Source organism: Catellatospora sp. NPDC049133 (genome assembly GCF_040648455.1).
GTDB classification, from domain to species: domain Bacteria; phylum Actinomycetota; class Actinomycetes; order Mycobacteriales; family Micromonosporaceae; genus Catellatospora; species Catellatospora aurea.
Genome location: NZ_JBEZDT010000039.1, coordinates 40,386 through 54,450 on the forward strand (window position 1 = coordinate 40,386; position 14,065 = coordinate 54,450).

General features: G+C 70.3%; 12 protein-coding genes. 6 read left to right on the forward strand and 6 right to left on the reverse strand.

Translation table 11 applies throughout. The features are described 5' to 3' along the window. Positions 1–62: 62 nt before the first annotated feature. The 3 genes from AB0B35_RS33885 to thrS are packed head-to-tail and all read right to left on the reverse strand — an operon-like array spanning position 63 to position 3,072. The gene (locus tag AB0B35_RS33885) at positions 63–563 is read right to left on the reverse strand and encodes an HIT domain-containing protein (protein WP_361053475.1); all 501 of its coding nucleotides are present in this window, start codon (positions 561–563) and stop codon (positions 63–65) included. Then, entirely contained in the window at positions 560–1,036 is a 477-nt protein-coding gene (locus AB0B35_RS33890) for a GNAT family N-acetyltransferase (RefSeq protein ID WP_361053477.1), read from the reverse strand. Before AB0B35_RS33890 ends, AB0B35_RS33885 begins: the two co-directional genes overlap by 4 nt. After that, positions 1,033–3,072, reverse strand: a complete 2,040-nt coding sequence (thrS, locus tag AB0B35_RS33895) for a threonine--tRNA ligase (protein WP_361053480.1) — start codon at positions 3,070–3,072, stop codon at positions 1,033–1,035. Before thrS ends, AB0B35_RS33890 begins: the two co-directional genes overlap by 4 nt. Before the next feature lie 147 nt (positions 3,073–3,219). Between thrS and AB0B35_RS33900 the strand changes: the two genes are divergently transcribed. The 3 genes from AB0B35_RS33900 to AB0B35_RS33910 all read left to right on the forward strand — a co-directional run bounded on the left by AB0B35_RS33900 (position 3,220) and on the right by AB0B35_RS33910 (position 7,910). Then, a complete protein-coding gene (locus AB0B35_RS33900; protein WP_360539250.1) occupies positions 3,220–4,365 on the forward strand; it encodes a class I SAM-dependent methyltransferase in 1,146 nt (381 codons plus the stop codon). 70 nt (positions 4,366–4,435) lie between these two features. Continuing rightward, positions 4,436–7,411: an EAL domain-containing protein gene (locus tag AB0B35_RS33905; protein WP_361053483.1), complete on the forward strand. Its 2,976-nt coding sequence runs from the start codon at positions 4,436–4,438 to the stop codon at positions 7,409–7,411. 10 nt (positions 7,412–7,421) lie between these two features. Beyond that, the gene (locus AB0B35_RS33910; protein WP_360539246.1) at positions 7,422–7,910 is read left to right on the forward strand and encodes a type II toxin-antitoxin system PemK/MazF family toxin; all 489 of its coding nucleotides are present in this window, start codon (positions 7,422–7,424) and stop codon (positions 7,908–7,910) included. A 10-nt stretch (positions 7,911–7,920) separates the two neighbouring features. On the opposite strand, the gene AB0B35_RS33915 is transcribed toward AB0B35_RS33910, so the two are convergent. The 3 genes from AB0B35_RS33915 to AB0B35_RS33925 form a co-directional block, all read right to left on the reverse strand. Beyond that, positions 7,921–8,946, reverse strand: coding sequence for an adenosine deaminase (locus tag AB0B35_RS33915; RefSeq protein WP_361053486.1), 1,026 nt, complete (start codon positions 8,944–8,946; stop codon positions 7,921–7,923). A gap of 60 nt (positions 8,947–9,006) precedes the next feature. Further along, positions 9,007–9,807, reverse strand: a complete 801-nt coding sequence (locus AB0B35_RS33920) for a trans-aconitate 2-methyltransferase (RefSeq protein ID WP_361053489.1) — start codon at positions 9,805–9,807, stop codon at positions 9,007–9,009. Between the two features lie 248 nt (positions 9,808–10,055). Then, on the reverse strand, positions 10,056–10,259 hold the full coding sequence (locus tag AB0B35_RS33925) for a cold-shock protein (protein WP_120320032.1): 204 nt from the start codon (positions 10,257–10,259) through the stop codon (positions 10,056–10,058). A 338-nt stretch (positions 10,260–10,597) separates the two neighbouring features. Between AB0B35_RS33925 and AB0B35_RS33930 the strand changes: the two genes are divergently transcribed. The 3 genes from AB0B35_RS33930 (at position 10,598) to AB0B35_RS33940 (ending at position 14,015) form a co-directional block, all read left to right on the forward strand. Next, entirely contained in the window at positions 10,598–11,944 is a 1,347-nt protein-coding gene (locus AB0B35_RS33930) for an ABC transporter substrate-binding protein (protein ID WP_361053492.1), read from the forward strand. A gap of 92 nt (positions 11,945–12,036) precedes the next feature. Continuing rightward, entirely contained in the window at positions 12,037–13,056 is a 1,020-nt protein-coding gene (locus tag AB0B35_RS33935) for a sugar ABC transporter permease (protein ID WP_361053495.1), read from the forward strand. Beyond that, on the forward strand, positions 13,056–14,015 hold the full coding sequence (locus AB0B35_RS33940) for a carbohydrate ABC transporter permease (RefSeq protein WP_360539237.1): 960 nt from the start codon (positions 13,056–13,058) through the stop codon (positions 14,013–14,015). Before AB0B35_RS33935 ends, AB0B35_RS33940 begins: the two co-directional genes overlap by 1 nt. The last annotated feature ends 50 nt before the right edge of the window (positions 14,016–14,065 follow it).

Below are 14,065 nucleotides of genomic sequence, written 5' to 3' on the forward strand. Positions count from 1 at the left end.
GCCATCCTTCCGCAGGGGTCTGACACCACCGGCCACCCGCGCGGCGCGCCGCCCTGCCGGTTTCAGGCCGGCCAGGCCTCGCGGAGCAGGTCGCGGGTGTCGGTGAGCAGCTGCGGCAGGGCCTTGGTGCGGGCGACCACGGGCAGGAAGTTGTTGTCCCCGCCCCACCGCGGAACGACGTGCTGGTGCAGGTGCGCGGCGATCCCCGCGCCCGCCGCGTGGCCCTGGTTGAGCCCGATGTTGAATCCGTGCGCGTTGGAGACCTTGCGGACCACCCGCATCGCCGTCTTGGTGAACTCGGCCAGCTCCGCGGTCTCGGCGTCGTCGAGCTCCGGGTAGTCGTCGATGTGCCGGTACGGGCAGACCAGCAGGTGGCCCGGGTTGTACGGGAACCGGTTGAGCACCGCGTACACGGCCTGCCCGCGGGCGACCACCAGCCCGTCGGGGTCGGACACCGGCGCGACGCAGAACGGGCAGTCGGTGGACTTCGGGCCGCCGCTGACGTACGCCATGCGCCACGGGGTCCAGAGCCGTTCGAGGCCGTCCGGGTCCGGGGAGCTCATGCCGACGCCGCCGCGGTGAAGGGCACGTCGGGGCGGCCGATGACCCGCGTGGTCAGTTGCATCCAGCGGTCCGGCTCGGCCAGCGGGGTGAACCCGGCCTCGGCGTAGACGCCGTGCGCGTCGGCCGTCGCCAGGATGATCCGGTACACGCCGAGCGCGAGCACGTCGTCGCGGACCGCCGCCACCGCCCACCGGGCCAGGCCCTGCCCCCGGTACGCGGCCTCGATGAACACGTCGCACAGCCACGCGAAGGTGGCCCCGTCGGTGACCACGCGCAGCAGGCCGACCTGCGTCCCGTCCGGGGCGTAGATCCCGTAGGCGGTGGAGCCGGCCAGCGAGCGCTCGATGACCGCGCGCTCGCGCCCGTTGGCCCAGTAGCTCTCCGTGGCCAGCCACCGCTCGACGGTGTCGAGGTCGAGCCGGGCCGGGTCCGTGTCCAGCACGAACCCGGCCTCGTTCACGCGCTCGCTCACGCCGCCTCGGCGTTCTCCGCCACGGCGGCGGACGGGCCGGTGTTGACGCGCGAGCGCACGATCTCGGTCACGTGGGCGACGGCCTCGTCCAGGCTGACGCCGTTGCGCTGCGAGCCGTCGCGGTAGCGGAAGGACACCGTGCCGTCGGCCAGGTCCTGGTCGCCGACGATGGCCATGAACGGGATCTTCTGCTGCTGCGCGGTGCGGATCTTCTTCTGCATGCGCTCGTCGGAGCTGTCGACCTCGGCCCGGATGCCCGCCTTGCGCAGCTTGGCCACGAAGTCGTACAGGTAGGCGGTGTGCCCGGCCTCGTCGTCGCTGCGGATCGGGATGCCGACCACCTGGACCGGGGCCAGCCAGGCCGGGAACGCGCCCGCGTAGTGCTCGGTGAGCACGCCGATGAAGCGCTCGATCGAGCCGAACTTCGCACAGTGGATCATGACCGGCTGCTGGCGGGTGCCGTCGGCGGCCTGGTACTCCAGCTCGAAGCCCTTCGGCTGGTTGAAGTCGTACTGGATGGTCGACATCTGCCAGGTCCGGCCGATGGCGTCCTTGGCCTGCACCGAGATCTTCGGGCCGTAGAACGCCGCGCCGCCCGGGTCCGGCACCAGGGTCAGCCCGGTCTCCAGCGCGCACTGCTCCAGCACGGCGGTGGCCGTCGCCCAGTCCTCCTCCGAGCCGACGAACTTCTCCGGCTTGCTCTCGTCGCGGGTCGACAGCTCCAGGTAGAAGTCCGTGATGCCGAAGTCCTTGAGCAGGCCGAGCACGAAGTCGAGCAGGTGCTTGATCTCGGCGGCCGCCTGCTCCTTGGTGACGTAGGAGTGCGAGTCGTCCTGGGTGAAACCGCGCACCCGGGTCAGGCCGTGGATCACGCCCGACTTCTCGAACCGGTACACCGAGCCGAACTCGAACAGCCGGATCGGCAGCTCACGGTACGAACGCCCGCGCGACCGGTAGATCAGGTTGTGCATCGGGCAGTTCATGGCCTTGAGGTAGTAGTCGCTGCCCTCCATGTCCATCGGCGGGAACATGGTCTCCTTGTAGTAGGGCAGGTGACCTGAGGTGTGGAAGAGGCCTTCCTTGGTGATGTGCGGCGTGCCGACGTACTGGAAGCCCTCCTCGATGTGGCGCAGGCGGACGTAGTCCTCCATCTCGCGCTTGATCACACCGCCCTTGGGGTGGAAGACCGCCAGGCCCGAGCCGATCTCATCGGGGAAGCTGAACAGGTCGAGGTCGGTGCCCAGCTTGCGGTGGTCGCGGCGGGCCGCCTCCTCCAGCAGCTTCAGGTAGTCCTTGAGCTGGTCGCGGGTCGGCCACGCGGTGCCGTACACCCGCTGCAGCTGCGGGTTCTTCTCCGAGCCGCGCCAGTACGCCGCCGCGGAGCGCATCAGCTTGAACGCGCCGATCAGGCGGGTCGACGGCAGGTGCGGGCCCCGGCACAGATCACCCCAGCAGCGCTCGCCGGTCTTGGCGTCGAGGTTGTCGTAGATGGTCAGCTCGCCGCCGCCCACCTCCATGACGTCGTCGCCCGCGTCACCCTTGATGTCGACCAGTTCGAGCTTGAACGGCTCGTCCTTCAGCTCGGCCTTGGCCTCGTCGAGCGTCTCGAAGCGGCGCCGGGAGAAACGCTGCCCCGACTTGACGATCTCCTGCATCCGCTTCTCGATCTTGTCGAGGTCGTCCGGGTGGAACGGCTTGGCCACCGAGAAGTCGTAGTAGAAGCCGTTGTCGATCGGCGGCCCGATGCCCAGCTTCGCCTCGGGGAAGATGTCCTGCACCGCCTGGGCGAGCACGTGCGCCGTGGAGTGGCGCAGCACGTCGAGGCCGTCCTTGCTGTCGATGGCGACCGGCTCGACCGCGGTGTCGACCGCGGGAGACCAGTCCAGGTCGCGCAGGCGGCCCTCGGGGTCGCGGACCACCACGATCGCCTTGGGGCCGTGCACCGGCAGGCCGGCCTCGGCGATCGCCTCCGCGCCCGTCGTCCCGGCCCGGACGACGACGGGGTCGGCCTGCGGCGGGCTGATCGAAACGCTCACGGTGATCTCCTCAAGTCCTCTGCTGCGGTTTGTCCGGCTCCGGCCATGCTATCGGGCGCGCCGATCATGCCGGTTACCGGTTCCGGCCGCCTGCGGTTCATCCGCATGCTCCTTTCACCGAGGCTTCGACGGCGTTAGATTGGCGCCATGGCGAGCGCTGACCTGGCAAGGACCCTCGATCGTCGCTATCAGACCTACTTCGCCGACCGCCCGGCGGTGCCGTTCGCGGTCCACGCCGGCGACGGCACGCCGCCCAGCGTCCTGGGCTCCGGCGACCCCGCCTTCACCGTCGTGATCAGCGACCCGCGCGGCGCGAAGGCGCTGGCCGGGCTCGACCAGTTCCAGATCGGCGTGGCCTACCTGCGGGGCTGGCTGGACATCGAGGGCGACCTGATGGCCGCACTCAAGGTGCGCGGCATGTTCCACGACCGGCACCCGATCGCCTGGCTGGCCCGGTTCGCCCCGGCGCTGCGGCTCGGCGGGGCCGAGCACGACCGCCGCGCGATCTCGTCGCACTACGACAACGAGTCCGAGTTCTTCCTGACCTTCATGGATTCCCGGCACCGGTGCTACACCCAGGGCGTGTTCGCCCGCGACGACGAGCCGCTCGAAGACGCGATGACCCGCAAGATGGAGCTGGCCCTCGACGCGCTGCGGGTCTCCCCCGGCGACCACGTCCTGGAGGTCGGCGGCGGCTGGGGCGCGTTCGCCGAGTTCGCCGCCCGGCGCGGGGTGCACGTGACCACGCTGACGCTGGCCGAGGAGTCCGAGCGCTACCTGTCCGACCTGTTCGCCCGCGAGCAGCTGCCCGCCACCGTGGTGCGCCGGCACCTGCTGCGCTACGAGGCCCCACGCCGCTACGACGCGATCGTCAACATGGGCGTGACCGAGCACCTGCCCAACTACGGCGCGACCCTGCGCAAGTACGCCGAGCTGGTCAAGCCGGGCGGGCACGTCTACCTGGACGCGCTGGCGATGCGGGCCAAGCACCGGGTGTCGACGTTCATGAGCCGCTACATCTACCCGGGCAAGTCCTCGCCGCTGGTGCTGCACTCCTACCTGCGCCAGGTGGCGCGCTCGCCGTTCGAGCTGGTCAGCGTCGACGACGACCGGCACAACTACCACCTGACCTGCGCGGAGTGGGCGCGGCGGCTCGACGCGGCCCGCGAGGACGTGGTCCGGCGCTGGGGCGACCCGCTGTACCGGCGGTTCCGGCTGTTCCTGTGGGGCTCGGCGGCCAGCTTCGACACCGGGCTGGTGCAGGCGTACCGCTGGGTGCTGCGGCTGCCCTGAGCAACTCTCGGGGCCACTCTCGGCGACCGTTTCGCCCGGTGCGGACTGTTCTGCGCGGTACCGTCTGAAGGTGACACCAGACCTCACGCTCGGGGTCCTGTCGCCGTTCCTCGGGGGCTGGTACTACGGCGGCGTACTGGCCGGGATCGCGCGCGCCGCGGCGGAGGCGGGCGTGGGGGTCATCGCGATCCAGACCCTCGACGCGGGCACCGAGCACATCGAGGTCACCGAGCCGCCGGAGCTGTCCTACCCGGTGGCCTGGCAGCACGTGTCCGGTTTCGTGATGGTGCTGCAGGCGGTCTCGCCCCGCTACCGCCACTCGATCGAGGAGAGCGGGCGGCCGTTCGTGTCGGTGAGCCACGAACTGCCCGGCCTGACGCACCCGCTGGTGATGCCGGACAACCGGACCGGCGTCACCGAGGCCGTCGACCACCTGGTCGCCCACGGGCACCGCCGGATCGCCTTCGCCGGGCGGCTGGAGACCGACGACATCCGCGAGCGCTACGAGGCGTACCGCGAAGCGCTGGCCGTGCACGGCATCGAGGCCGATCCGGGGCTGCTGTTCACCGCGCCCACCAATCAGATCGACGGTGGCGAGCACGCCGCCGAGCGCATGCTCGCCGCCGGGCTGCCCTCGACCGCGGTGATCGCGGGCACCGACGAGAACGCCACCGGCATCATGCACACGCTGGCCGCGGCGGGGCTGCGGCTGCCCGCCGAGCAGGCCGTGGTGGGCTTCGACGACCTGCGCTCCAGCGCCTACCTCATCCCCCGGCTGACGACCGTGCGCCAGCCGACCGAGATGATCGGGCGAGCCGCCGTCACGACCCTGCTCGGCCTGATCCGCGGCGATCCCGAGCCCCCGGCGCGCATCCTCGTGCCCACCTCGCTCATCGTGCGCGAGTCCTGCGGGTGCAGCGGCGACATCGCGTTCCACGCCGACGTCGAGCCGCCCGTGCCGCACCGCCGCCTGGCCGACCTGATCGCCACGACCGTCGCGCCGGTGCACGGCTCACTGTCCCCGGCCGACGCGGCCGATCTCGTGCACGCCGCCGAGACGGTGGCGCGCGCCGTCGAGCCCGTCCCGGCCGACGCGCCCGCGCGGCGGCCCGCCTGCGAGGAGGTCCGCCTGGCGTTGGAGCTGCTGCTGCGGCTGTCCGGGGGACGGCCGGAGGCGCTGTACGAGATCGCGCAGTTGATCCGCGACTACGGCCAGCCGGCCAACGGGGTGCTGCTCATCCTCATGGAGATGCGCGGCCGGACCCTGTTCCGGGACAGCTCCCTGCTGCGCGAGACGCTGACCGCGCAGTACGAGGTCGGCATGGAGCTGCTGCGCGGGCACCGGGAGCCGGCCCGGCTGGAGTGGATGCGCCGCACCTGGGTCCGGGGCGGCTGCCTCGGGCTGTGGGCCGGCGGGCTGCCGCCCTCGCTGGCCGACGCCACCCTGGAGATCACCGGCCGGTTCCTGCCCGGCGAGCCGCCCTCGTCCGAGCCGTCGGTGGCGGTCAGCGCGTTCCCGCCGCTGCGGCTGCGGGAGCTGGCCGACCCGGCGGCCAACCTGATCGTCTTCGTGGTGCCCGTCAAGGGCGGGGCCAGCGACTGGGGCTTCCTGGCCGTGGTGGACTCGGTGTCCACCGGCGGCGCGACCGGGCGGGAGCCGTTCAACCAGTGGGCCGCGCTGCTGGCGGTGGCGCTGGACCGGCAGGCGCTGCTGAAGGAGTCGCTGCGGCAGAAGGAACAGCTGCGCATCGCGGCCCTGTATGACGAGCTGACCGGCCTGCCCAACCGCTCGCTGTTCCTGGACCGGCTGCGCCAGGCGATCCGGCAGTCGCGGCGGCGCACCGGCCGGCCGTTCGGCGTGCTGTTCCTGGACCTGGACGGGTTCAAGGTGGTCAACGACAGCCTCGGCCACTCCGCCGGGGACCGGCTGCTCAAGCAGGTCGCCAAACGCATCAAGTCGACCCTGCGCGAGTCGGACACGGTCGCCCGGTTCGGCGGTGACGAGTTCCTGGTGCTGCTCGACGACGTGACCGCGCCGCACACCCCCGCCCAGGTCGCCGAGCGCCTGCACGGGGTGCTCACCCAGCCGTTCCAGCTGCACGGCCAGGACGTGGTGGTGACCGCCAGCATCGGCATCACGATGAGCAGCCGCCGCTACAGCAACGCCGAGGACCTGCTGCGCGACGCCGACATCGCGATGTACTCGGCCAAGTCCCGGCACAAGGGCCGCCACGCCGTCTTCGACGTGGCCATGCACGCCAAGGCGGTGACCCGGCTGCAGATCGAGACCGAGCTGCGCCAGGCCCTCGACAACGGCGAGTTCGAGGTGCACTACCAGCCGATCGTGGCGCTGCGCTCGGGCCGCACCAAGGGCTTCGAGGCGCTCATCCGCTGGCGTCACCCGCTGCGCGGGCTGCTGGCGCCGGCCGCGTTCATGCCGGTCGCCGAGGAGACCGGCCTGGTCATCCCCATCGGTAGGTGGGTCGTCGACGAATGCTGCCGCCAGCTCGCCACCTGGTACGCCGCCGGGGTCGCCACGCCCGGCCTGTCCGTCGCCGTCAACGTGTCCAACCGCCAGTTCTGGAGCGGCAACGTCATCGACGACATCACCGGTTCGTTGGACCGGCACCAGCCCCCGGCGGGCAGCCTCGCCGTGGAGATCACCGAGGGCGTGGTGATGGAGAACGTCGGCCCGGCCCGCGACATCCTGGACACCCTGCACGATCTGGGCTGCCAGCTGCACATCGACGACTTCGGCACCGGATACTCCTCATTGGAGGCGCTGCACCGGCTGCCCATCGACGCGCTGAAGATCGACCGGTCGTTCGTCTGGCAGATCGACACCGACCGGCGCAGCGGCGAGCTGGTGCGCACCATCGTCCTGATGGGACGCAACCTGTCGCTCGACCTCATCGCCGAGGGCATCGAGACACCCGAGCAGCGCGACTTCCTGATCCGCCTGGGCTGCGGGTACGGGCAGGGCTTCCTGTTCTCCCGACCGGTGCCCGCCGACGTGGCCTGCACCCTGCTCGGCGAGCCCGCCTAGACTGCCGATCATGTGGCTGTTCCTGACCCTGTTCTCGGTCACCGTACTGGCGCTCGCGATCTGGTGGCGGTGGCGCAAGACGTCGCGCCCGGCGGCCGGTCCCACCCGCCCGGCGGGCAAGCGCCCCACCGGCAAGCGGCCACCGGGGCGGCCCACCGCCCCGAAGAAGACGCCGGTGCCCGCCGGCGGGCCGCAGCCCGGGGAGATCTGGTGGGCCGACGTGCCCTACGAGGACGGCACCGGGTCGAAGGTGCGGCCGTGCGTGGTGCTGCGGGTCAAGCGCGGGGCGTTCGAGATCCTGAAGATCACCAGCCAGGACCAGAGCCACCGCAGCGACCACATCGAGATCCCCACCAAGGGCTGGGACGCCGACGCGGACCACAACAGCTTCCTGGATCTCAGCGACCCGATCACGGTCATGACGGATGCCTTCTCCAACCGCGCGGGCACCCTCGACCCCGCCACCTGGCGCAAGGTCAGAGCCCTGCACCAGGTCTGACCCGCCCGGGTCAGGCGGTGGCGGTGTAGGCGTCGATCTCGGCGAGCAGGGTGGATTTGACCTGGTCCGTCGCGAAGGAGTGGCGTACGCCCTGGCGGGCCAGTTCGGCCACGCCCGCGGCGTCGAGGTCGAGCAGCCGGGCGGCGACCAGGTACTCGTTGTTGAGCGTGGTGCCGAACATCGGCGGGTCGTCGGAGTTGATGCTGACCGGCACGCCCGCGGCCACGATCGCGGCGAGCGGGTGCTCGGCCAGGTCCGCCACCGCGCGGGTACGCAGGTTCGACGTCGGGCACACCTCCAACGGGATGCCGTGCTCGCCGAGGTACGCCAGCAGCTCCGGGTCCTGCGCGGCGTGGATGCCGTGGCCGATGCGCTCCGCGCCGAGTTCGCGGATCGCGTCCCAGACGGTCTGCGCGCCGGTGGTCTCCCCCGCGTGCGGGACGCTGCGCAGCCCGGCCGCGCGGGCCTGGTCGAAGTACGGCTTGAACTGCGGCCGGGGCACGCCGATCTCGGGACCGCCGAGGCCGAAGCTGATCAGGCCGTCCGGGCGCCGGTCGAGCGCGATGCGCAGGGTCTGCTCGGCCGAGGCCAGGCCGGCCTCGCCGGGGATGTCGAAGCACCACCGCAGCACCAGACCGAGTTCCTTCTCGGCCGCGATCCGCGCGTCCTCGATGGCCTCGCAGAACGCCTCGGCCGGGATGCCCCGGTTGACGCTGGAGTACGGCGTCACGGTCAGCTCGGCGTAGCGCACCTGCTGCGCGGCCAGGTCCTGGGCGACGCCGTAGGTCAGCGTGCGCACGTCGTCGGCGTCGCGGATCAGGTCCACCACGCTCAGGTAGACCTCGATGAAGTGCGCGAAGTCGGTGAAGGTGAAGTACTCGGCGAGCAGCGTTGGGTCGGCCGGGACCGGGCTGCGGCCCTCGTGCCGGGCGGCCAGCTCGGCCACGATGCGCGGGGAGGCCGAACCCACGTGGTGCACGTGCAGTTCGGCCTTGGGCAGCCCCGCCACGAAACTCGCAAGATCGTCCTTAGCCATGCCGGAACCTTACCTTCCTGCGCCCGCCCGACAGCCCCGCGGCCGACGCGGCACCCCGGGTCAGCCGGTCGCGGCGACCCGCTGGCCGACCGCGAAGACGCGGCGGAACGGGAAGTCGACGACGCCGCCGTCGGCGGGGTAGGCCGCGGCGAGCACCGGCTCCAGTTCGGCGTTGTACTCCTCCCATGCGCCGGGCTCGGCGGCCAGGGCGGCCCGCACGGGACGCAGCGCGGTGCCGGTGAGCCAGGTGAGCACCGGATGCGGGCCGCCGGTGACGGGCAGCTGGTGCACGTACGTGGTCTCCCAGGTGTCGGCGGTGCAGCCGGCGGCGCGCAGCAGTCCGGCGTACGCCTGCGGGCCGGGCACCGAGCGCGGCTGCTCGGCGATCTGCCCGAGCAGCTCCGACCAGCGTGATGATGCACACAGCCCACGCAGCGCCTGATGGGCGGGGGCGTCGTGGTTGCCGGGGACCTGCAGCGCGAGCCAGCCGCCCGGACGCAGCGCCCGCGCCCACCGGCCGACCAGCTCCTCCTGGCCGGGCACCCACTGCAGGACCGCGTTGGTGACGAGCACGTCCACCTCCGGTCCCGGCAGGTAGTCCCGCACGTCACCGACCCGGTAGGCCACCGGCCCGGGTCCACCCTGGTCCGCCAGTGCCTTCTCGATCATCTCCGGCGACGAGTCGATCCCGCTGACCTGCGCCTGCGGCCAGCGCGCGGTCAGCGTGGCGGTGAGGTTGCCGGGCCCGCAGCCCAGGTCGACGACCTGCCCCGGCCGCTCGGCCGCCACGCGGGCCACCAGGTCGTGAAAGGGCCGGCCGCGATCGTCGGCGAAGCGCAGGTAGGTCTCGGGGTTCCACATGACGGGCCTCCAGCTCGCAAACCGTACGTACGTCTTGGTTTGACGGTAGCGTGCCACCCGTGGATTCCGCAAGCAGGTCCGGGACAGCATCGAGCCCCGCATACAGGGCATGATGCGGGGCTCGATGGGCTTTCCGCCGGGCTGACGCCGCGTGACGGAATGACGAACGGGCCGGTGCAGCACCGGCCCGTTCAGGTCAGACGAGCGCCGCCGGAGCACGTGGCTCCGGTGGCGTCACCTTGGGAAGATCAGAGCGGGCGAACCGCGTCGGCCTGCGGGCCCTTGGCGCCCTGGACGATCTCGAACTCGACGCGCTGGTTCTCCTCGAGGCTGCGGAAGCCGCTGGCCTGGATCGCGGAGAAGTGCACGAAGACGTCAGCGCCACCACCGTCGACGGAGATGAAGCCGAAGCCCTTGTCGGCGTTGAACCACTTAACGGTTCCCTGAGCCATTTTCACCATTTCCTTGCACAAACTGAACCGCGCCGCACACCTCGTGCGGGGGCTGGCCACTGAGTAGCGGCAACCGGCGGTCCTCTCATTCTCAGGGAGGGCAACGCGAGCAGACCACGTACACAAAAACCAGGGGCCAGTGTAGCCCACAACACGAAGCCGTGGGGAACCGGATGATCGTCATTACAGGTTCCGGGGTGGTTTCCGAATCGTTACGAACCTTACTGTTGTCAGCGCTGGACAGTTCGAGACCGAAAGCGCTTGCATGGCTTGCGTCACCTTGCGGTAGTCCGGTACCACGGGGCTGCGCTCCGACAAGCTCACGAGGAGGAAACTCCATGGCATCCCACAGACAGCGGCGTCTGCTCGCCTTCTCCGGTGCGGTCGTTCTGGCTCTCACCGTCGCGGCCTGCGGCGGCAAGTCCGAACCCACCGCGGACGGCAAGCTCGACACCCCCGAATGCGCCGCCTACAAGGACTACACCGGCATCGCCGGCGAGACCGTCACCATCTACGCGTCCATCCGTGACGCCGAGGCGGTCCTGCTGGAGAACTCCTGGAAGCCGTTCGCCGACTGCACCGGCGTCAAGATCGAGTACGAGGGCAGCGGCGAGTTCGAGGCGCAGCTGAAGGTTCGCGTCGAGGGCGGCGACGCGCCCGACCTGGCCTTCATCCCGCAGCCGGGTCTGCTGGAGTTCTTCGCCAAGGGCGGCAAGCTCAAGGCCGCCGGCGAGAAGACCAAGGCCATGGCCACCCAGAACTTCTCCCCCGACTGGCTCAAGTACGGCACGGTCAACGGCACCCTGTACGGCGCCCCGCTGGGCGCCAACGTGAAGTCGTTCGTGTGGTACTCGCCGGCCCTGTTCAAGGAGAAGGGCTGGACCGTCCCGAAGACGTGGGACGAGATGATCAAGCTGAGCGACACGATGGCCGCCGCCGGCGTCAAGCCGTGGTGCGCGGGCATCGGCTCCGGTGACGCGACCGGCTGGCCGGCCACCGACTGGATCGAGGACGTGCTGCTGCGCGACCAGGGCCCGGACGTGTACGACCAGTGGGTCACCCACGCCATCCCGTTCAACGACCCGAAGATCGTCTCGGCGACCGACCGGGTGGGCTCGATCCTGAAGAACGAGAAGTACGTCAACGGCGGCATCGGCGGCGTGAAGTCGATCGCCACCACCACCTTCCAGGACGGCGGCCTGCCGGTCGTCCAGAAGAAGTGCGGCATGCACCGCCAGGCCTCGTTCTACGCCAACCAGTGGCCGCAGGGCACCAAGGTGGCCGAGGACGGCGACGCGTTCGCGTTCTACCTGCCGCCGATCGACCCGGCCAAGGGCAAGCCGGTGCTGGGCGGCGGCGAGTTCGTCGCGGCGTTCAGCGACACCCCGGCCGTGCAGGCGGTGCAGACCTACCTGGCCAGCGCCGACTGGGCCAACAGCCGCGCCAAGCTGAACAACTGGATCTCCGCCAACAAGGGTCTGGACGTGGCGAACGTGGCCAACCCGATCGACAAGGTGGCGGTCGGCATCCTGCAGGACAGCGGAGCGGTCTTCCGCTTCGACGGCTCGGACCTGATGCCCGCCGCCGTCGGCGCGAACTCCTTCTGGAAGGGCATGACCAACTGGATCAACGGCACCGACACCAAGGCCACCCTCGACTTCATCGAGGGCACCTGGCCCAAGTGAGCCGGTAGTTGATCTATCTACGCCGTGTGGGTCCCGGTCCGGGGCTCACACGGCGTAGTCTTCCTCCCGACCGGGTCCCCGAGGAGACACGCGTGAACTTCGACTTCACCGCCGAAGCCCCGAAGTTGATGATGCTGCTGTACGGCGTCATCGCCTTCGCCGCTGTGGTGGGCCTGTTGCTGCTGGTGCTGGACGTGCTGCCGGCGCGCAAGGACCGGTGGATCGCGCTGGGGCTGCTCGCCCCGGCCGGATTGCTGCTGACGGTCGGGCTGGTCGTGCCGGCCGTCCGGACCGTCGTCCTGTCCTTCATGAACGCGGGCTCCGACGAGTTCGTGGGCCTGGACAACTTCCTCTGGATCTTCACCGACAAGAACTCGGGGATGCTGCCCGACTTCGGCGCCAACCCCGTGCAGTACGGCGTGCTGCTGAGCACCCTGCTCTGGGTGCTGCTGGTGCCCACCGTCTCCACCGCCGTGGGCCTGGTCTACGCGGTCATGGTGGACCGGTCCCGGTTCGAGTCGCTGGCCAAGTCGCTGGTCTTCATGCCGATGGCCATCTCGTTCGTCGGCGCGGGCATCATCTGGAAGTTCGTCTACGAGTACCGCCAGGAGGGCGCCGACCAGATCGGCCTGCTCAACCAGCTCGTCGTCGCGATGGGCGGCACGCCGCAGCAGTGGCTGCTGGACGGGCCGTGGAACACGCTGTTCCTGATCGTGGTGCTGGTCTGGATCCAGGCCGGCTTCGCCATGGTGGTGCTCTCGGCGGCGATCAAGGCGATCCCCGCCGACATCGTCGAGGCCGCCCGCATCGACGGCGTGACGCCGTGGCAGATGTTCTGGCGCGTCACCATCCCGAGCATCCGCCCGGCCCTGGTCGTCGTGCTGGTCACCATCTCCATCGGCACCCTGAAGGTCTTCGACATCGTGCGCACCATGACCGGCGGCCAGTTCGGCACCAGCGTGGTCGCGAACGAGATGTACACGTACTCGTTCCGGGCCGACGAGAAGGGCAAGGGCGCCGCGCTGGCGGTGCTGCTGTTCCTGTTCGTCATCCCCATCGTGATCTACCAGGTGCGCCTGATGCGCCGCCGTCGGCTGGAGGGGGCTCGCTGATGAGCACTGGCACCGAAACCGTTCTGGCCGCGCCCGACGCCGAGGTTCCGCCCACCGTGGCGGGGCGGGTGCGCAAGAAGCTGACCAGCCGTACCGCCAGCGCCGTCTCGCTGGTGATCGCGCTGCTGTGGACCGTGCCCACGCTCGGGGTGCTGATCTCGTCGATCCGCCCGGAGAACGAGATCAAGTCCAACGGCTGGTGGAACTTCTTCAGCAATCCCCAGTTCACCCTGGAGAACTACGAGCAGGTGCTGTTCGGGTCGCGGTCCGCCTCCGGCGGGCTGGCCGGCTACTTCGTCAACTCGCTGGTCATCACGATCCCGTCGGTGCTGTTCCCACTGGCCTTCTGCGCGCTGGCCGCGTACGCCCTGGCGTGGACCCGGTTCCGCGGCCGCGACTGGGTGTACATCGGCATCTTCGCCCTGCAGATCGTGCCGCTGCAGATGGCGCTGATCCCGCTGCTGTCGTTCTTCAACTACGGCGTCTCGCTGGGCGGGGTGCAGCTGCTGCCCGCCTGGGACCTCGACGGCCCGGCCAAGTTCATCACGGTCTGGTTCGCCCACACCTGCTTCGCCCTGCCGCTGGGCATCTTCCTGCTGCACAACTTCATGGCGGAGCTGCCCGGCGACCTGGTCGAGGCGGCCAAGGTGGACGGCGCGACGCATGCCAAGATCTTCCGCTCGATCATCCTGCCGCTGATCGTGCCCGCGCTGGCCTCGTTCGCCATCTTCCAGTTCCTGTGGGTCTGGAACGACCTGCTGGTGGCCCTGATCTTCGCGGGCGGCCCGAAGAACGCCCCGCTCACGGTGCGCCTGGCCGAACTGGCGGGCAACCGCGGCAACGAATGGCAACGCCTCACCGCCGCCGCCTTCGTCTCGATCATCGTCCCGCTGACGGTCTTCCTCTCCCTGCAGCGCTACTTCGTCCGCGGCCTGCTCGCCGGCAGCGTCAAGGGCTGAAACCGAAGGAAGGGCACCTTCACAACGCTCCGCGTTGTGAAGGTGCCCTT